The 17,834-nt window shown below is 31.5% G+C and carries 18 protein-coding genes; 11 read left to right on the top strand and 7 right to left on the bottom strand.

Translation table 11 applies throughout. The features are described 5' to 3' along the window. Positions 1-74: 74 nt before the first annotated feature. From B4A23_RS03890 to B4A23_RS03880, 3 genes are all read left to right on the top strand, one after another. A complete protein-coding gene (locus B4A23_RS03890) occupies positions 75-668 on the top strand; it encodes a transferase hexapeptide repeat family protein (protein WP_291117077.1) in 594 nt (197 codons plus the stop codon). Between the two features lie 146 nt (positions 669-814). Beyond that, positions 815-2,866: a phenylacetic acid degradation bifunctional protein PaaZ gene (gene paaZ, locus B4A23_RS03885; RefSeq protein ID WP_291117074.1), complete on the top strand. Its 2,052-nt coding sequence runs from the start codon at positions 815-817 to the stop codon at positions 2,864-2,866. Positions 2,867-2,943: 77 nt separating this feature from the next. Further along, on the top strand, positions 2,944-3,699 hold the full coding sequence (locus tag B4A23_RS03880; RefSeq protein ID WP_291117071.1) for an enoyl-CoA hydratase/isomerase family protein: 756 nt from the start codon (positions 2,944-2,946) through the stop codon (positions 3,697-3,699). Positions 3,700-3,751: 52 nt separating this feature from the next. Here the strand turns inward: B4A23_RS03880 and B4A23_RS03875 are convergent, their stop codons facing one another. Beyond that, positions 3,752-4,648: an aspartyl protease family protein gene (locus B4A23_RS03875; protein ID WP_291117068.1), complete on the bottom strand. Its 897-nt coding sequence runs from the start codon at positions 4,646-4,648 to the stop codon at positions 3,752-3,754. 87 nt (positions 4,649-4,735) lie between these two features. On the opposite strand from B4A23_RS03875, the gene B4A23_RS03870 reads away from it, so the two are divergent. Beyond that, complete coding sequence (locus B4A23_RS03870) at positions 4,736-5,170, top strand: FKBP-type peptidyl-prolyl cis-trans isomerase (RefSeq protein WP_286500574.1); 435 nt, start codon at positions 4,736-4,738, stop codon at positions 5,168-5,170. A 174-nt stretch (positions 5,171-5,344) separates the two neighbouring features. Here B4A23_RS03870 and B4A23_RS03865 read toward each other — a convergent pair whose 3' ends face one another. Beyond that, positions 5,345-7,039 (bottom strand): tetratricopeptide repeat protein, encoded by a 1,695-nt coding sequence (locus B4A23_RS03865; protein WP_291117063.1) that lies wholly within the window; start codon positions 7,037-7,039, stop codon positions 5,345-5,347. 299 nt (positions 7,040-7,338) lie between these two features. Here B4A23_RS03865 and B4A23_RS03860 point away from each other — a divergent pair, with 299 nt between their 5' ends. The 4 genes from B4A23_RS03860 to B4A23_RS03845 all read left to right on the top strand — a co-directional run bounded on the left by B4A23_RS03860 (position 7,339) and on the right by B4A23_RS03845 (position 9,988). Then, positions 7,339-8,706: a hypothetical protein gene (locus B4A23_RS03860; protein WP_291117060.1), complete on the top strand. Its 1,368-nt coding sequence runs from the start codon at positions 7,339-7,341 to the stop codon at positions 8,704-8,706. A 5-nt stretch (positions 8,707-8,711) separates the two neighbouring features. Continuing rightward, positions 8,712-9,131, top strand: a complete 420-nt coding sequence (locus B4A23_RS03855) for a helix-turn-helix domain-containing protein (protein ID WP_286512891.1) — start codon at positions 8,712-8,714, stop codon at positions 9,129-9,131. Then, positions 9,107-9,442 (top strand): helix-turn-helix domain-containing protein, encoded by a 336-nt coding sequence (locus B4A23_RS03850; RefSeq protein ID WP_286512890.1) that lies wholly within the window; start codon positions 9,107-9,109, stop codon positions 9,440-9,442. Before B4A23_RS03855 ends, B4A23_RS03850 begins: the two co-directional genes overlap by 25 nt. A 90-nt stretch (positions 9,443-9,532) precedes the next feature. Beyond that, a complete protein-coding gene (locus B4A23_RS03845) occupies positions 9,533-9,988 on the top strand; it encodes a DUF4442 domain-containing protein (protein WP_280051248.1) in 456 nt (151 codons plus the stop codon). A gap of 17 nt (positions 9,989-10,005) precedes the next feature. Here the strand turns inward: B4A23_RS03845 and B4A23_RS03840 are convergent, their stop codons facing one another. Continuing rightward, positions 10,006-11,487 carry a PLP-dependent aminotransferase family protein gene (locus B4A23_RS03840; RefSeq protein WP_291117051.1) on the bottom strand — a complete coding sequence of 494 codons (1,482 nt, stop codon included), beginning with the start codon at positions 11,485-11,487 and terminating at the stop codon, positions 10,006-10,008. 87 nt (positions 11,488-11,574) lie between these two features. Here B4A23_RS03840 and B4A23_RS03835 point away from each other — a divergent pair, with 87 nt between their 5' ends. Together B4A23_RS03835 and B4A23_RS03830 are read left to right on the top strand one after the other, a co-directional pair. Then, positions 11,575-13,434 carry a TonB-dependent receptor plug domain-containing protein gene (locus tag B4A23_RS03835; protein ID WP_291117048.1) on the top strand — a complete coding sequence of 620 codons (1,860 nt, stop codon included), beginning with the start codon at positions 11,575-11,577 and terminating at the stop codon, positions 13,432-13,434. 126 nt (positions 13,435-13,560) lie between these two features. Continuing rightward, positions 13,561-14,547 carry a lipoate--protein ligase gene (locus tag B4A23_RS03830; protein ID WP_291117045.1) on the top strand — a complete coding sequence of 329 codons (987 nt, stop codon included), beginning with the start codon at positions 13,561-13,563 and terminating at the stop codon, positions 14,545-14,547. A 38-nt stretch (positions 14,548-14,585) separates the two neighbouring features. On the opposite strand, the gene B4A23_RS03825 is transcribed toward B4A23_RS03830, so the two are convergent. The 4 genes from B4A23_RS03825 to B4A23_RS03810 all read right to left on the bottom strand — a co-directional run bounded on the left by B4A23_RS03825 (position 14,586) and on the right by B4A23_RS03810 (position 16,496). Then, complete coding sequence (locus B4A23_RS03825; protein ID WP_291117042.1) at positions 14,586-15,503, bottom strand: hypothetical protein; 918 nt, start codon at positions 15,501-15,503, stop codon at positions 14,586-14,588. Between the two features lie 96 nt (positions 15,504-15,599). After that, a complete protein-coding gene (locus B4A23_RS03820; RefSeq protein WP_291117039.1) occupies positions 15,600-15,755 on the bottom strand; it encodes a hypothetical protein in 156 nt (51 codons plus the stop codon). Positions 15,756-15,768: 13 nt separating this feature from the next. Beyond that, positions 15,769-15,996, bottom strand: a complete 228-nt coding sequence (locus B4A23_RS03815; RefSeq protein ID WP_291117036.1) for a hypothetical protein — start codon at positions 15,994-15,996, stop codon at positions 15,769-15,771. Positions 15,997-16,217: 221 nt separating this feature from the next. Further along, positions 16,218-16,496, bottom strand: coding sequence for a hypothetical protein (locus tag B4A23_RS03810; protein ID WP_291117033.1), 279 nt, complete (start codon positions 16,494-16,496; stop codon positions 16,218-16,220). 245 nt (positions 16,497-16,741) lie between these two features. Between B4A23_RS03810 and B4A23_RS03805 the strand changes: the two genes are divergently transcribed. Continuing rightward, positions 16,742-17,773, top strand: coding sequence for a pirin family protein (locus B4A23_RS03805; RefSeq protein ID WP_291117030.1), 1,032 nt, complete (start codon positions 16,742-16,744; stop codon positions 17,771-17,773). Positions 17,774-17,834: the final 61 nt, after the last annotated feature.

Here is a 17,834-nt window from a genome sequence, read left to right as displayed (position 1 = left end):
ATTCTGAGATAAACTCAGAATGACAATTAAATAAAACCTCATTACTCAATACTACTATCTCAAATCTATAAATTATGATTTACGAATTCAAAGGATATAAACCCGTTGTTCATCCAACAGCATTTATTCATCCACAGGCGGTGGTGACAGGAAATGTGATTATCGGAAAAGATGTTTACATTGGTCCAGGTTGTGCGTTACGTGGTGATTGGGGACAAATTATTATAGAAGATAATTGCAATGTGCAAGAAAATTGTACGATTCATATGTTTCCAGGAACAACAGTTCATTTGAAAGAAAAAGCGCATATTGGTCATGGAGCAATTATTCACGGAGCAACAATTGGTCGCAATTGTATGATTGGGATGAATGCCGTTGTAATGGATAATGTTATTGTAGAGGATGAATGTATTGTTGGTGCTTTAACATTTATAAAAGCTGATACGCTTATTCCGACAAGAAGTGTAGTTGTTGGAAATCCTGCCAAAATCGTAAAACAAGTTTCAGATCAAATGATCGAATGGAAGGATCAAGGTACACAACAATACATGCAATTACCAAGTGATTGCCACGAAAGTTTAAAACCTTGTGAACCATTAACCGAAGTTCCGGATTATTATTACGAGTCGATGGCAAGTAATTATAAAACTTGGAATGAGAGTAAGTAAAATGTAAAAAGTATGATGTAAAATGTCATACTGAGCCTGTCGAAGTATCTTTTCAGAAAATCTCTTCGATAAACTCAGAATGACAAAAACTTATAACTTAATACTTACGACTTATAACTTTAAAAAAATACACAAACAACATAAAAATGGCTAAACAATTAGAAAATTATGCTTTAGGACAATGGACAAAAGGTTCGTCTGAAGGGCAAATGTTATATAACGCCATCAATGGCGAAGAAATAGGAACTGCATCATCAGCTGGATTAGATTTTGGTGCGATGATGGATTATGCACGTACAGTTGGTGGACCAGTTTTACGTAAAATGACGTTCCAAGAAAGAGGTTTAATGTTGAAAAAATTAGCCTTATACTTAATGGATCGTAAAGAAGAATTTTACACAGTATCTTGGGCAACAGGAGCAACACGTGCAGATTCTTGGGTTGATATTGAGGGTGGAATTGGAAACTTATTTGCCAATGCATCTTTACGTCGTCAATTCGGAGATCAACCATTTTATGTGGAAGGAGAAACACATAAATTATCAAAAAATGGAACATTTTTAGGTACACATATTTTAACACCAAAACGAGGTGTTGCAATACATATCAATGCATTCAACTTTCCTGTTTGGGGAATGTTAGAAAAAGTTGCAGTTAACTTATTGGCTGGAGTTCCAGCTATCGTTAAACCTGCTACAATTACATCTTTCTTAACGGAAACTGTTGTTCGCGCAATCATCGAATCTGGAATTTTACCTGACGGAGCTTTACAATTAATCACAGGTTCTGCAAACGGAATCTTAGATAATGTAGAGTCAGAAGATGTGGTAACATTTACAGGTTCAGCTTGGACAGGACAAATGTTAAAAGCACATCCGAGAATTACTTCAGAAGGTGTTCCTTTCAACTTAGAAGCTGACTCTTTGAACGCTTGTGTTTTAGGAGAAGATGTACAAGTTGGTTCAGCAGAATTTGATATTTTCATTAAAGAGGTAACTCGTGAGATGACAACTAAAGCAGGACAAAAATGTACTGCAGTTCGTCGTGCGTTAGTTCCAGCTCATTTGGTTGAAGATGTGCAAATTGCTTTAGGACAACGTTTAGCAACGACTACTATTGGAGATCCAAATGTGGAAGGTGTTCGAATGGGAGCTTTGGCAGGTGCAGCGCAAGTGAAAGAAGTTCGTGAGAAAGTAGAAGAATTAGCTAAATCGCAAGAAATTATTTTTGGTGATTTAGATAACTTCGATGTGAAAGGTGCTGATAAAAACAAAGGTTCTTTCATTTCTCCAATTTTATTTTTAAACAACGATCCATTTAATAAAACTGATGTTCACAATATCGAAGCTTTTGGACCCGTTTCTACGATTATTCCTTACAATGGAACAGCCGAAGCAATTGAATTAGTGCGTATGGGGAAAGGATCTTTAGTTTGTTCTATTGTTACTGCTGATAATGATATCGCGACTGAATTCGTATTAAATGCAGGTTCTTTACACGGGCGTATTGTTATTTTAGATGCTGAATGTATCAAAGAATCTACAGGTCACGGATCACCACTTCCATTATTAGTTCACGGAGGTCCAGGTCGTGCAGGAGGAGGAGAAGAAATGGGAGGAAAACGTGGTGTATTACACTATATGCAACGTACAGCAATCCAAGGTTCTCCAAATAAATTGACGGCAGTTACGCAACAATATCAATATGGAGCAGATTATATTGAAGAAGATAAACATCCATTTGCTAAACACTTCGAAGAAGTAAAAGTTGGTGATACATTAATCACAGCGAAACATACGATTCAACAGTCAGATATTAATGCATTTGCAGCTTTATCTGGCGATAATTTCTATGCGCACGTTGATGCAACTTCTTTGGAAGGAACTATTTTCGAACGTAATGTTGCTCACGGATACTATTTATTGTCTAAAGCGGCAGGTTTATTCGTTTTAGCGAAAAAAGGACCAGTTTTATTAAACTATGGTTTAGATGAATGTCGTTTTGTGAAGCCTGTTTATCCAGGTTCTACAATCGGAGTGCGTTTTACGTGTAAAGAAAAAATCGATCAAGAGAAAAAAGACGAAAACGATGTGGCAAAAGGAATTGTTCGTTGGTTGGTTGATATTTACGACGAAACGGGAGAAACAGTTGGTATTGCAACAATTTTAACAATGGTTAAAAAATTAAATCAAGATTAATTTATTTAGATAATGTGATAATTCGTTAATTAGCTAATAATTTTCAAATTATCACATTAACATATATTCAAATTACTATGGAAGCTTACGTAAAATCAGATATACAAAACGGAATTGGTACAATTGAATTCTTTCATCCGCAAAGTAATTCAATGCCAGGTTCTCAATTAAGAAACTTAGCAACAGAAATTGAAAAATTAGGAAACGATGATGCGGTTAAAGTCATCGTTTTAAAAAGTGCTGGAGACAGAACATTCTGTGCTGGTGCATCTTTTGACGAATTAATTTCAATCAAAGATCGCGAAACAGGATTAGAGTTTTTCTCTGGATTTGCACATGTAATCAATGCGATTCGCAAAGCACCAAAATTCGTTTTAGCTCGTATTCAAGGTAAAGCAGTAGGAGGTGGAGTTGGTATTGCTTCGGCAGCAGATTACACTTTTGCAACAGAATTTGCGTCTGTAAAGTTATCAGAATTAGCAGTTGGTATCGGACCATTTGTAGTTGGACCTGCTGTAGAACGTAAAGTTGGAAATTCTGCTTTTACACAAATGGCAATCAATGCAACTGAATTTCAGTCGGCTGATTGGGCGAAAGAAAAAGGTTTGTATGCAGAAGTTTATGCAAATGCAGTTGAAATGGATGAAGGAATTGATATTTTAGCTAAAAAATTAGCTAATTCTAATCCAGAAGCAATGAAACATTTAAAACGTGTTTCTTGGGAAGGAACAGAAAATTGGGATGAGTTATTAATTGAGCGTGCAAAAATTTCGGGTGAATTAGTTTTATCAGAATTTACGATTAACGCAATTAACAAATTCAAAGCAAAATAAAAGACAACTATAGTTTATATAAGAAATCCACTTCATTTTGAAGTGGATTTTTTTACAATTTAAAATACTCATCTTTATAATATTTACTTTTCTTTACATATAAAATATCTTTTTCTGGATTGAGAATTAGATTGAAACGTTTGATCAAATCTCCTCCCATAATATTTTTGTGTTGAATTTTTATTGTACTATCAAAAAATGACATTGGTACATTTTTGAATGTTTGATTTGCTAATTCAAAATCAGGTAAAATTGATTTTTTGGAAAGTCTTACATTTCCAGCAGCATCACTCAGTTTAGATTCTCCAATAATTTCAAATTTTTCTAATAATTTATATTCTTTCGCAAAATCATCCGAAATCATCAAAGCACTAGAAAAACCTGTGTGTATCATAAATTCTGTTTCAATCGGTTTTTTGTCAATGAATGGAAAAGCTTTTATATACAGCGTTTCTTGAGAATATCTCGAATTTAGTTTTGTATACTTTTTTAGTTTGGTAGGAGCTATATCATAGACATATAACTTGTTTTCATCAAAATTGATTTCTAAATATTTTCCTTCGAAAAACTTCAAACCTATTTTTCCATCACTTTCATGTCCAGATTGTTTGTCGATAAAAATCGGAATTTTGCTAAACTCTTCATTACCAAATTTAATTACATTGTTTTGACTCATTTTCATATCCGAATATCCCGCCCAAGATGTCACATTGTTTAAGGTATCAGAAATCGAAATAGATTTCATTTTTTTGTAAGAATCATCGATAATCGAAATATAATCAGAGCCTGTATGTAACATCAGTTGCACCGTATCTTTTTGATTGATGATAACTGGCACTAAAATATTATTGTATTTTGTTAATCGAAATGGAATCTCTTTTACCATATTCTGCCCGAAAATTACAATTGAAATAATAGTAAAAAGTAAAGTGAAAATTGTCTTTTTCATTTAGTTGTATTGTTTCATTAAAAGTAAACTAATTTGTAGTAACGATTAATATACTATAATTAAAAATTTTCCTTTTAAATTTGCGCTATGGGAGTAGCTGAATTATTATTAAAACGTAAACAAGAATTGATTGAAAAGAACAAAACTGAAGGTTTAGCTTTTCGAGAAGAGTATAAATTGAAAGAAGGTGTAACTGAGACCGAAAGTGGATTATTGTATGAAGTAATTACATTGGGAGAAGGAGTGAAGCCAACTTTGTCAGATACCGTTTTGTGTCATTATCATGGAACAAATATCAATGGAGAAGTTTTTGATAGTTCGGTTCTACGCAAGAAACCTGCTGCTTTTCCTTTGGAAAATGTAATAAAAGGTTGGGCAGAAGGAGTGCAATTAATGCCTGTCGGAAGCAAATTTAGATTCGTTGTAAAACCAGAAATAGGTTACAAAGATCGTGAAATTTCTAAAGAATTAGGACCTTATTCTACTATGATTTTCGAAGTAGAATTGATGGGGATTTTATAAATATTAAAAAAAACAAAACCTTCAAATTTGGAGGTTTTTAAGTTATTAATAATTTATGTTTTGAAATATTTCTAAAAAAGATTCAATTATGAATATTGACAAGAATTGAAATACGTATGACTATTTTTTTACCTTGATTGAACAAGTGTACACTTGTTTTGCTGATAAGATTAATTAGCTCAAGTTTCGGATAAACGTATCTAAATCAACCTCTTTTGATAAATTGAGTTTTTGTTTTAAGCGGTATTTAGTTACACTCACTGTTTTAGGATCTACACTGAGAATAGATGCAATCTGAGAATTATCCATATTCATGTAGATATATGCTGCGTATTTGATATCGAGATTGGTTAATTTAGTTGTCGTCATCTCATTTAATTTCTTGAAAAAATTAGGATGCACTTCTTTTACAATATCATGAATATTGGTTAAATCTTTATCAATAATTTGTTCGTTTTTTAAGTAATTGTTCAAATTAAATTCTTTATTTTTTTTGAAATTTTCTTTTAATTCTTCTAAAAATTTATTCTTTTGTTCTAATTGAATCGTTGTTGCCAAAACTTGTTTCTGATAATGTTCTTGTTTTAAATCAGAAATCTCTTTCTCCATTTTTAGTTTTTCTTTCTCTGATTCGAGTAAAGTAGCTCGTTGGTTTAACATTTTACGTTTGTAATAAAACATAAAACCAAGTGCTATAATGCTTGATATAGATAAGGCAATTATTCCAATAAGATATTTTCTTTGTTTTTCAAAAGCTAAATTTTTCTCTTCTAATGAATGATTTTTTTCTTCTGTATTATAGAAGGATTCAAGCGATTGCACATTATAATCATATCTTCTTTGATCTTCTGCAACTATGGCATTTTTTGTTTTCTTTAGGTATTGAATTGTATTTTCGTATTGTTTTAACTTTTCGTAAGCTTCATAAATATTTGTATAAATTGTAATTCTTTGATACTCAGAAATATCATTGTTTTTACTATATTTTTCAGAAATATTGTAATAATCTATAGCTTCTTTGTTTTTACCAATTAAAGCGTAAGTGTAACCAATACTATTATTTAGAGCACATAGAACTAATGAATCTTTAGGTGTTGTTATTTCTAACCCTTTATTATAAAAGTCTAAAGCTTTATCGAATTTATTTTGGTCTAAATATATATTACCAGAATTTGAATAGAAGTAAAATTCTAAAGTTCTTTTAGCAACTTTATCTTTTACTTGTTTAGAAAGTTGAAAACTTTTATTATAATATTGTTCAGCAGTCTTGATACTGTTTTTCTTAATGTTATAAAAATTTCCTATATCATTGTAAATAGAACTAATAGATATTATATCTTTTGATTTTTTTGCATAATTAAGTGCAATTGTATAATCATCAATTTTTGCTTTTTCTAAAGGGTTTTGTTCTAAAGATTTATATTTTGAAACATATAGTTTGCTAAGTATAAAATTCTCATCAGGATATTTTTTAAAAGAATTAATACTCTTCCATAAATATTTTACATAATAATTCCATCTGTTCATCGATTTGTAATACATCGTGTATCCAAAATCAACATAAGCTTTGTCTAATTCATTGTTTGTTTGTTCAGCAATTTTTTTTGCTTTTTCTAATGTTTCTAAATGCTTTTTGTTGCTATTCGTTTCTGTATATTCATAGTATTGAGCTAAGTAAATATAACCTATAACTTGTCTGGACTTGTCATTAGATTTTAAAAAATTATTTTCAATATAATTCTTCGCTTCTTTTAATTGATTTCCATAAAAAAGAGTACATACTTCATGTAGTTGTTTGTCTCGATCACTCTGACCAAATAAGAATATTGATTGTATTAAAACAAAAATAGATAATAGGTATTTATGCATGTTGATTGGTTTTAACAGGTAGGTATTAGTACTAGAGTATTACAAATATAGTAATAAGTAAAAACTTCATTCATTTTATTTCTTTTTAAAAATATTATACAAATAATTGGTATATAATTAAATACAATTATTTGTATAGATAATTTATAGGTGGTTTTTTGCATTGTATAGGTTTTATAGTTGTAAAAATGCAGTGCGAAATTTTTTGAAACTTGAATTTTGTCAAAAGAAAATGATCAACCAAAAATCAATCTATTCTACTCCTTTAGAAATTTCAAAAACAATCAAAATTAAAACCTATGATTAAAAAATTATTTACAATTTCATTAGTACTTATTTTTATTTCGTCTTATTCACAAGTAGGAATTAATACATCAAATCCTCAAGGATTATTGAATGTTGATGGTAAATCATCAGCCGCAACTACAAATCCTTTGACAGGAACTCCGACTCCTAAACAAATGGAAGATGATTTTGTTGTGACACAATCAGGCGCAACAGGCATAGGAACTACACCTAATCCATATGCGATGCTTGATATTTCATCTAAAGATAAAGGAATGCTGGTTCCAAGAGTTGATTTAACTTCAAATACAATGGATCTTAATTCGGATGGAGATAATGATATTTCTAATCAACCTCAAGGATTATTTATTTATAATACAGGAACGACTATTCCGAAAGGTTATTACTTTTGGAATGGGAATGAATGGAGAAGCATTGAAGATAATACTTCTGTAAAAGGATCTGCAACAGTAAATTGTGTTGCTTCTACAATTGATCCTTCTCAATCTATTGATGGAAATACTCCAAAGCCCATTATTTCAGGAAGTATAATTAAAGTGCCTTATTCTGGAGGTTCTGGAGGTAAGTTTGTAGGGGCTTCATTTACTTCGGTTGGTAATCCAAGCATTACTGCAACTATAGCTGATAGTAAATTGGAACATGGTTCTGGGTATCTTGTTTTTGCCATTCAAGGGATGCCCAATGCATCACAATCTTCACCAATTGGAATTTCATTTGATTTAACTCCGTTTTTTGCAGCTAATACAGATATAAAAGGTTGTAAAGATGTAACTGTTGGTACACAAGTAAATGCAGATTACAAAATTGTAGCTGTGATGGATTATATGAAGTTTGTAACAGATCCAGATACTGGCACTAAAGGATTTACTGTGGATGCGACTACTCCAGATGGACTTTATACAATAAAAGTCTTTATGAGACACTCACTTCAGACTGCAGCTGCAACATCCACTAATAATACAACTTCTACTGCTAGTGGTGTTGAGAATAATGTCTTATTAAGAAACAACAGTAATGAAGGTAAAGTACTTATGTGGAATTATTCAACTTTTTATGGAGGGCAAATAACTGATGCAGGAGGTAATTTAAAAGTTCCGTCTAAAACTCCAGGAGGAGGGACAGGAAATACATGGAGAACCTTGACACCTACAGGTTCTACAGGAGCATGGGGAGACCAAGGAATCTACAATGCTAATAGTGGAGGTCCAGAATATAGATATTATTCGTGGATAGACACATCTTCTACAACAAAGGTTGCATACATTGTAACTGTTATGGCGGGTATGGATCCTACAGCTAACATTACTGATGTAACAAAACAAAAAGTTTTTATTCGTATAGAACAAATTACAGGACAATAATAAAAATGAACTACAAAGACTTTCATATAGGAAATCTAATTGAACTTTTGGTTGCAGAGCGAGGTATTGACTTACCTCGTATCTGTAACTTTCTAAAATGTAAAGAAACTGAAGTTTTGGAAATGTATCAATCAAAAAGTATCAACACAGATAATTTATTAAGATGGAGTAAACTCTTACAATATGATTTCTTTAGGCTTTATACTCAACATCTTATTTTATTTTCTCCAAAAAATTATGATTCAACGAAATCTGATGAATTATCAACAGTACCTCAATTCCGAAAAAATATTTATACAAAAGAGATCATAGATTTTATTTTAGAACGAATAGAAAAAGGTAAAATGACAAAAACTCAAGTTATCGAAGAATACAAAATACCCAAAACTACCTTATACAAATGGATCAACAAATACCAAAAATAACACCTAACTACAAACAAATATACTTTGATCTAGTGGTGGAGAAGTTTCCAACTAAATTAAAATTTGTGAAAAAATTTTTAGAAAAAGAAAGTTTTTCATCACTAGATATTATACGTGTAAACAAGATTATTTTTGATACTTCGTACAATATTGATCATGAAAATCAAAAACATAGAGCCTATGAAAAATCAGATATTATATATATGTTGAATTATCAAAAAGAGCATAAGTTATCCAATTCAACTGTTGCCAAACATTTTAAAGTAAGTAGAAATTCAATTAGTAAATGGAAAAAGATGTTGAATTTATAGGAATACTTAAAATCTGTTTTAATTATAGTTCTCTATTTCAAGATTTATTTTTATATTGGATTTTCAATAAAATCACAAGTATCTATAAATATGAACAAAGAACTTTTTAAAAATATATTGACAACTCAAATTCCGATTGCATGGATTGCGGGTGTTCGTTTGGAATCGTGGGAAGAAAATAAAGTTTCGACACGAGTAAAATATGGATTCCTTAATCAAAATCCATTCAAAAGTATGTTTTGGGCAGTGCAAGGAATGGCAGCAGAATTTTCTTCTGGTTTGATGGCAAATGCTAAGATTTCGAAATCAGGAGAAGATATTTCGATGTTGGTTTTGGGAATGCAATCGAAGTATTTGAAAAAAGCTATTGGTAAAATTGTGTTTACTTGCGAAGATGGAGAAAAAATAGATGCGGCTATAAAAGAAGCGATTGAAACCAAGAAAGGTGTATCACTAAATGTGACAAGTAGAGGCGTAGATGAAGAAGGAGATGTTGTTTCAGAATTTCAATTTACGTGGACATTCAAGTTGAGAGATAAAAAATAAAATATAAAAGCTGAAGTTTATTCAGCTTTTTTTATGATTTCTTGTTTCAAAATTGAAATTACTTCATCTATTTCTTCAAAATTTAGATGTGCAAATCCAAGACGAATTCCAGTTTGATGTTGGGTTTGATATAAAATTGTTTGCGGAATAAACAATTCATTTTTTGCACAATTTCGTTTTAATTCCATTAAATTTATAGGTTGATTAAAATTAATCCAAACCGCTAAACCTCCATTTGGACTCGTAAAACTGATTAGATCGTTTAATTCCGTTTTCAATTTCTGACAAAAATAATCGCGGCGTTCTCGATAAGTTTTACGATGTTTTTTTAGAATTCGATTAATTTCACCTTCGCTAATCATTTCACCTAAAACTTGCTCGATAAATGGATCAACTTGTTGATCAAGAATGGACAAATGTTTCTTCGCTTCAAGAATTAGATTTTTTGGCGCTACAATAAATCCAATTCGGTAACCTGGTGCAAGATAGTGACCAAATTTTCCCGTGTAAACAACCATTCCATTTTGATCCGAACTTGCCAAAGGTAAAATAGGATGATTGCTGTAATGGAAATCAAAATCGTAATCATCTTCTACAATTGCAAACCCAAATTCCTGCGAAAGTTGCAGTAATTCAACTCTTCTTTGCGAACTTAGCGTAACCGTTGTCGGATAATGATGATGTGGCGTAACGTACACAATTCGTATCAGGAATTGCTCGCACAATCTTCTTAAATCTTCGGTATCAATTCCAAATTCATCCGTTTTTATTTGTTTGATTTTAGCAAACTGTGTCTGAAAAATCATGTTACTTTTATAATAACTTAAATTTGCGACAGCAACAACATCATTTTGTTTGAGTAGAATTTCAGCAATCAGAAAAAGTGAAATTTCTGAACTTCTCGTTACCAAAATATTCTCTTTCGAAATATGTAAACCTCGTGTCAAATTGAGATAATTTGCTAAATTCTTTAAAAAGTACTCATTTTTGGACTGATTTACCTTCGAAATTGACGTTTTTCGTTTTAAAATAGCTGAATATAATTTAGCAGGAAGTTTTAACTCTGCTAACCGATGATCAATTGTTCCATCCGTTAAATACAAACGTTGATTAAAACTTTCGTAAGGATTATCCAAAAGTATCGATTGTTCAAATTGAAAACCTGTTTTATCAGGATACAAATTGATTGAAAATTGTTTTGGAACAATGGTTTTCTGAAACTTTTGAGAAGTTTGACTTAACACATAACTTCCTTTATTTGGAACGATTTCTATCCAACCTTGAGCTTCAAGTTCCTGAAAACTATTGACAATTGTATTGCGATGAAGCGTTAAAATCTCACTTAATTGCCTCGTTCCAAGTAATTTTGTTCCACTTGGAATATAACCTAATTGTATTGCTTTAGCCAGCTGATTAGCTAATTGAAGATAAATCGGTGTATCCGAATTGCGTTCGATTTCTATAAAACTTTTGTATGGTATTTCAGCCGGACTATTCATTATCTGTAAACTGGTATATTCTGATAGGTCGGAAAGGTACTACTTTCGCATCAGATTTAACTCAATTAAATAAATAATTAGTCAAAAATGAAGAAGATTACTATGGTATTGTGTTTAGCTGCACAAAGTATTTTTGCACAAAATGCGAATGATACCATTGCAATAGGTGAAGTTTCTATATTAGATAACCGTCTGAATACGCCACTTTCTAAAGAAAATAGAAACATTTATGTGTTAAGTAAATCAGAAATAAACAAATTACCTGCACGTTCTTTACAGGATGTGTTGCAGTATGCATCTGGAATAGACTTGCGTCAACGAGGACCGTTTGGAACGCAAGCTGATATTTCGATGGATGGCGGAAGTTTTGAGCAAACATTGATTTTGTTGAATGGAGTAAAAATTATGGATCATCAAACGGCTCATAATGCGTTAAATCTTCCCATTCCTCTAGAAGCGATTGACAGAATTGAAGTGGTACGTGGTCCGGCTGCTCGTGTTTACGGAAATAATAGTTTGACAGGTGTTATTAATATTGTCACGCGTCAACCAAAGAAAACGGGCGTTTATGCGAATACCTATTTTGGAACAAATTTTAAGAAAGATACCGAAGATACAGGTGACACCTACACAAGTAGAGGTGTGCAACTTGGTGCGAATTTGGCAAAAGAAACGCATCAACATCAGTTGTATGTGAGCCATGATTGGGGAAATGGATACCGATACAATACGGCTTACGAGAACAATAAATTGTATTATCAAGGGAATTTTCAGTTTGATGATGCCAATAGTTTAGTTGCTTCGTATGGTTATGTGAAAAATGGATTTGGAGCAAATGGTTTTTATGCTTCACCGGGTGATAAAAATTCGAAAGAATTGGTTGAAACAACATTAGTTAACATTCAATCAAAACATAAATTATCGGATCGAATTACCTTAGCGCCACGAGTGAGTTATCGATACAATTTTGATGATTATCGTTATTATAAAAATGATTTGAACAAAGCGCGTTCTCTGCATTATTCAAATTCTATTTCGGGAGAAGTGAATTCTACGTATCAATTGAATAAAGGGCAAATTGGAGTAGGAGTTGAATACCGAAATGAGCAAATTTCATCCACAAGTATCAAAAATCATACACGCGATAATGTTGGATTTTATGCGGAATATAAAACGGATATTACACCAAAATTGAATGTAAATGTCGGAACATATGTTAACTATAATTCGCAATATGGTTGGCAAGCATTTCCGGGAATTGATGCGAGTTATGCGGTAAATTCGAACTTGAAATTGATGGTAAATGCAGGGACAAGTCAGCGAATTCCTTCGTTTACAGATTTATATTTGGATCAACGACCAGGAAATATTGGGAATGCAAATGTAGAATCTGAGAAGGCTTTTCAAACTGAAATTGGACTTAAATACAATAAGAGAAATTGGACGTTTAATGCTTATTATTTTTATCGTTCGATCACAGATTTTATCGATTGGGTACGTTTAACGGCTAATGAACCATGGCAAGCACAAAATTTTGGAGATTTGAGAACGAATGGATTTAATACGAAGGTTTCGTACTTAGCAAATCTTTCTGCGAACCAAAGTTTGAAGTTTTCTTTGAGCTATTCTTATCTTGATCCTGAGTTTAAAAATGTAGATAATCAATACAATTCTAAGTACAAAATTGAAAGTTTAAAACATCAGTTAATCAATACAATAGATTATACAGTCGGAAGAACTACTTTAAGTATTGCAAATCGTTACAATACACGTCAATCGTATAAATCTTATTGGATTACCGATGCAAGAATTAATCATTCATTCAAAAATAATTTGAGTATTTATTTTGATGCACAAAACATTTTTAACACAACATATAACGAAGCTGGAGCAATTCAGTTGCCAACAACTTGGATGAGTTTAGGAGTCAAATTTACAGGGATTTAGATGATGACAAACATTTAACATTCTCTTTAATAGTTTATATTATAAATGCGGCGAGACAACTTTCTTAGGAAAGTTGTCTCTTTTTGATTCCATAAATTTCTTCCTAACTTTACAAAAATAATTTATATGATTATCATCGATTCGCCATCTCATGATGCGTATTTCAATATAGCTTTAGAAGAATATTTATTGTACCATTATCCAACGGAAGATATTTTTTTGTTGTACATCAATGCGCCGTCAATAATTGTTGGGAAATTTCAGAATACATTGGCCGAAATTAATTTAGATTATGTAACCGAAAATAACATCAAAGTTGTTCGTCGTATGTCGGGTGGTGGAGCTGTTTATCATGATTTAGGGAACCTAAATTTTTCTTTCCATACCTTATTGGGACAGAATGATTTTATGGATTTTTCGACTTTTACAGAACCTGTTATCAAATTATTAAACGGTTTGAATGTTCCTGCAAAATTGGAAGGAAGAAACGATTTGTTGGTTGATGGTAAAAAGTTTAGTGGAAATGCGAAACTGGCTCGTAATGGGAAAATGATTCAGCACGGAACGATCCTTTTTAATTCGGATATGTCTGTTTTAGGTGATGCGTTAAAAATTAATCCCTTAAAATATGTGGATAAAGCCATAAAATCTAATCGCGCGCGTGTGATTAATTTGATTGAATATTTTCCAAATGAAATGACGACGGATGAATTGAAAGCTTTGTTGATTAATGAAATGTTAGCAACAAATGAGGGAGCAAAAATTTATCATTTAACAACCGAAGATTTGAATGGTGTTGCGAAATTGATTGAAGAAAAATACCAAACATGGGATTGGAATTTTGGTTTTTCTCCGAAATATAATTTTAAAAATGCGAAGAAAATTCCTGCAGGTTTTATTGAAGTTCACTTGGATGTAGAGCGAGGTGGAACAATTGAAAAAGCTAAAATATTTGGTGATTTCTTTGCGTCAGAACCGATAGAAGCATTAGAAAATAAACTAATTGGTATAAAACACAATGAAGAAGAAATTACAAAAGTTCTGAATTCCGTTGATGTAACAGACTATTTTGGAAAGGTTACGGTAGAAGAAATTTTAGAATTATTTCGATAAAATAATAAGCCAAATTTCTAAGGAAGTTTGGCTTATTTTTATAAAACTTCTATCAATAATCGAGTTCTGTCGTATGAGGATTCCCAAAATCTTTTAATTTTCGTTTCTAGATTATTTTTCTTTGTTAAAGCTTCATCAAAAGTGTCTTCTGTAAAGAAATTCACATCTTCAGATTGAATAGAAATGGAGAAATTTTCAATTTGTTGCTCAAAATAACCTTCATTTTTCAAGTCTTTTAGAATATCTAAAAGGAGTAAATCCATAGCTTTGGAAGGAGTTTGATTCAAATCAATTAGTTGTTGATATTTAGCTGAATTAATGCTCCATAAATGATCGTAATCGATGTTTTCGGCATCAATAATGTTTTTGAAATCGTTAAAACTTCCACCAAAAACCAAATAATTACCATTTGGAACAGCTGAAATTATAATCGAAAATAAGCTATCGTCATTTTGTTCAGCTTCATTAATTAGTGTATTCAAACTATCTATTAATGCAGTTGTAATTTCAGTTTTACGTTCTAACAAGACTTTAAATACAGACTCAGTGTTTTGTAGCGTATCAAAATCTGGTAAATCAAACGTTGAAATGGCTTCATGTAACATCTGTTCAAAAGTGGTTTTAAGATCAATCAAAAGGTCATCTTCTAACAAATAAAGTTGTTGCGTTCCGGTATGTGCAACAATTAAATTCTCGGCATATTCATCACCAATCACAATGAAATCAGTATGTCCAAGTTCTTGAATGAGTTCATTTTGCTCTACAAAATCATCTTCTTCATTAAAAATGGTCCAAAATGCATTTTCATTAAATCCAAAGTATTTAAGATATTCTTTGAAAAAATCGGGAATTTTAGAATTCAATTGATCTTCTAATTCATTGATTTTGGATTTTTCGAGTCCTAAATCATCTTCAAAATAGCCTTGTTTTTTTAATTTTTTGATTAATTCTTTCATCGTTTATAGTGTTTATTTAGTTATATTAGAGATCGTAGAAGAAAGTGAAATTTGTCTTGAGAGTTACTCAACCAAACATCTTCATAACCCTTGCGATCAATGATAATCATCTATTGTTACACTCAAATAATCAAAATCATTGAATATTTCGATGTTTCGTGTTCCGTTTTTATCTGTAAATGTTCCTTGACAAATTGGCATTTTATGTAATAGTATTGCTATTTTTTTTGAAATAGAGATGATTTTCTTCATTCGATTTAATATTTTAAGGACTTTTAGATAATGTTATTGTTACCAAATAATATGGAACTTCATCACGATTTACATGAAATGTAATATTCCCTGTTTTAGAATTATAGACTTGTTTCATTTCTCCGAACATCGAAACTTGAAGATCTAGTAATTCTCCATTTTTATCTTTAAAACTTTTTATAAATCCTAATTTATTCATTTCAATTTCATAGGCCCACTTAAATTGAACTAATTTTCCCATTTTAAATCTTTTACGTAGATATTTTTCAACTTTTGTATTGTTTTTTGTGTTTACAATATAATACGCTTCGACTATTTTCTGCTCATTTTGATAATACTCACAATTTTTAAATTTTAGATTAGGAATAGAAATATTGAAAGCTATATTTAAATCACATGGATATTTTTGTTGAGCAAAGCAAACAAGTGAGTAGAGAAATAGGAGTAAGAAAAATATAGTTTTCATGATTGATTCAATTCTTTTGCTTCATCCCAACAAGTGGCACAAACTAATTTATGATCACAATCTATAAACCACTGCTCACGATCATCATCTGTTTTTGTTAAATCCCAACGTCCTTCACAAGCATCACACCAAGCATCAGGTCTGCCAGAATCTCCAGAGTCATATTCATGAAAACCAATTTTTTCTCGATGTTTCAAACTAAGGGCAAGATGGATGCATAATAATCCAAAATCTTGAATACCATGTACAGCACAATTTATTTTATCCGTTTTCATTTATCGTTTTTAATTGAAAATTGATTGAATAAATATCCGAAATAATCCAATAATATTTATCCCTGATAATAGCGAATTTTTAGATGTATGAAATAATTATTAATGCCAAATTGACATCTTATTACATTGATTTGTAGAGGATTTGTCTTTAACTTGTTTTATTTTGTAAGAACTGTCATATCAATAGGTTAATAGGTGATTTGGTTCGTGTTTTGAATATGTATTTGTACATTAAATCAATACATATGAAAGTTAAAAATATAAATAAAGTTGTAGGGCCAATGCCAATTCGTGATCCATTTATTTTAGGTGCTTATCATTACGATTTATATCCAAAAGGAAATGGAAAAATGGGGGTTGATGCCGAATTATTAAAAGGTAAAAACATTGGTCAAGATTTTGACAGAAATGCAGATTGGCGAATGTATCATGGCGAAACAATTCCAGGTTTTCCACATCATCCACATAGAGGTTTTGAAATTGCAACGATTGTAGAAGAAGGTTTTGCTGATCATTTTGATTCGAAAGGTTCAAAAGGTCGTTATGGAAATGGCGATGTGCAATTGATGAGTGCTGGTTCTGGCGTTTTGCATGGTGAAATGTTTCCGTTGTTGAATGATGAAACTGAAAATCCATTCCGATTATTTCAGATTTGGTTGAATATGCATTCGTCAAATAAATTAACAGAACCAACGTATAAAATGCTTTGGAGTGAAACGATTCCACAAAAAGATGTGAAAGACGAGGAGGGAAGAAACGTGAATGTTCGAGTGGTTTTGGGTGAATATGCAGGTGTAAAATCGCAAGATCCTTTAGCGCATTCGTGGGCGAGAAATCCAAAACATCATGTCGGAATTGCTTTATTGAATATGGATCCTAATGCTTCGTTTAAGTTGCCAGCAGTTTCTGAAACGATGAACAGATTTGTGTTTTTTTATGATGGAGTAGATGTAATTTCGATTGATAATTACAAAATTCAGCAAAGACATTTAGCAGACTTGAATGGAAATGAGGAAATTATCATTCAAAATGGAAATTCGCAAGCTAAAGTTTTGATTTTAGAAGGTGAACCAATCAATGAGCCTGTAGCGGCTTATGGACCTTTTGTAATGAATACGGAGCAAGAAATTCGTGATGCTTTTGCAGAATATCAAAAAACACAATTTGGAGGTTGGCCTTGGGGTGACAAAGAAACCGATATCGTAAATCCGAAAGAAGTGGGACGTTTTGCAAGTTATAATTTTGGAAAAGAGTTGGATGAACCAGCTTTGAAATAAGTTTTAAAAAAAATGATGAGGTCAGAAGAAATTCTGGCCTTTTTTATTGATTAGTATAAAG

The organism is Empedobacter sp. UBA7248, assembly GCF_002472945.1.
Classification (GTDB): Bacteria; Bacteroidota; Bacteroidia; order Flavobacteriales; family Weeksellaceae; genus Empedobacter; species Empedobacter falsenii_C.
The sequence above is the reverse complement of the archived record's forward strand: the minus strand, read 5'-3'. Positions and strand labels throughout refer to the sequence as shown.

What these genes read in the sequence shown, in the direction of transcription:
- B4A23_RS03815 (WP_291117036.1), bottom strand. Translation starts at nt 15,996, where the DNA reads ATGGGAAAATTAGTTCAATTTAAGTGGGCCTATGAAATTGAAATGAAT.
- B4A23_RS03890 (WP_291117077.1), top strand. Translation starts at nt 75, where the DNA reads ATGATTTACGAATTCAAAGGATATAAACCCGTTGTTCATCCAACAGCA.
- B4A23_RS03860 (WP_291117060.1), top strand. Translation starts at nt 7,339, where the DNA reads ATGATTAAAAAATTATTTACAATTTCATTAGTACTTATTTTTATTTCG.
- B4A23_RS03865 (WP_291117063.1), bottom strand. Translation starts at nt 7,039, where the DNA reads ATGCATAAATACCTATTATCTATTTTTGTTTTAATACAATCAATATTC.
- B4A23_RS03830 (WP_291117045.1), top strand. Translation starts at nt 13,561, where the DNA reads ATGATTATCATCGATTCGCCATCTCATGATGCGTATTTCAATATAGCT.
- paaZ (WP_291117074.1), top strand. Translation starts at nt 815, where the DNA reads ATGGCTAAACAATTAGAAAATTATGCTTTAGGACAATGGACAAAAGGT.
- B4A23_RS03840 (WP_291117051.1), bottom strand. Translation starts at nt 11,487, where the DNA reads ATGAATAGTCCGGCTGAAATACCATACAAAAGTTTTATAGAAATCGAA.
- B4A23_RS03845 (WP_280051248.1), top strand. Translation starts at nt 9,533, where the DNA reads ATGAACAAAGAACTTTTTAAAAATATATTGACAACTCAAATTCCGATT.
- B4A23_RS03850 (WP_286512890.1), top strand. Translation starts at nt 9,107, where the DNA reads ATGGATCAACAAATACCAAAAATAACACCTAACTACAAACAAATATAC.
- B4A23_RS03870 (WP_286500574.1), top strand. Translation starts at nt 4,736, where the DNA reads ATGGGAGTAGCTGAATTATTATTAAAACGTAAACAAGAATTGATTGAA.
- B4A23_RS03835 (WP_291117048.1), top strand. Translation starts at nt 11,575, where the DNA reads ATGAAGAAGATTACTATGGTATTGTGTTTAGCTGCACAAAGTATTTTT.
- B4A23_RS03810 (WP_291117033.1), bottom strand. Translation starts at nt 16,496, where the DNA reads ATGAAAACGGATAAAATAAATTGTGCTGTACATGGTATTCAAGATTTT.
- B4A23_RS03855 (WP_286512891.1), top strand. Translation starts at nt 8,712, where the DNA reads ATGAACTACAAAGACTTTCATATAGGAAATCTAATTGAACTTTTGGTT.
- B4A23_RS03805 (WP_291117030.1), top strand. Translation starts at nt 16,742, where the DNA reads ATGAAAGTTAAAAATATAAATAAAGTTGTAGGGCCAATGCCAATTCGT.
- B4A23_RS03825 (WP_291117042.1), bottom strand. Translation starts at nt 15,503, where the DNA reads ATGAAAGAATTAATCAAAAAATTAAAAAAACAAGGCTATTTTGAAGAT.
- B4A23_RS03820 (WP_291117039.1), bottom strand. Translation starts at nt 15,755, where the DNA reads ATGAAGAAAATCATCTCTATTTCAAAAAAAATAGCAATACTATTACAT.
- B4A23_RS03875 (WP_291117068.1), bottom strand. Translation starts at nt 4,648, where the DNA reads ATGAAAAAGACAATTTTCACTTTACTTTTTACTATTATTTCAATTGTA.
- B4A23_RS03880 (WP_291117071.1), top strand. Translation starts at nt 2,944, where the DNA reads ATGGAAGCTTACGTAAAATCAGATATACAAAACGGAATTGGTACAATT.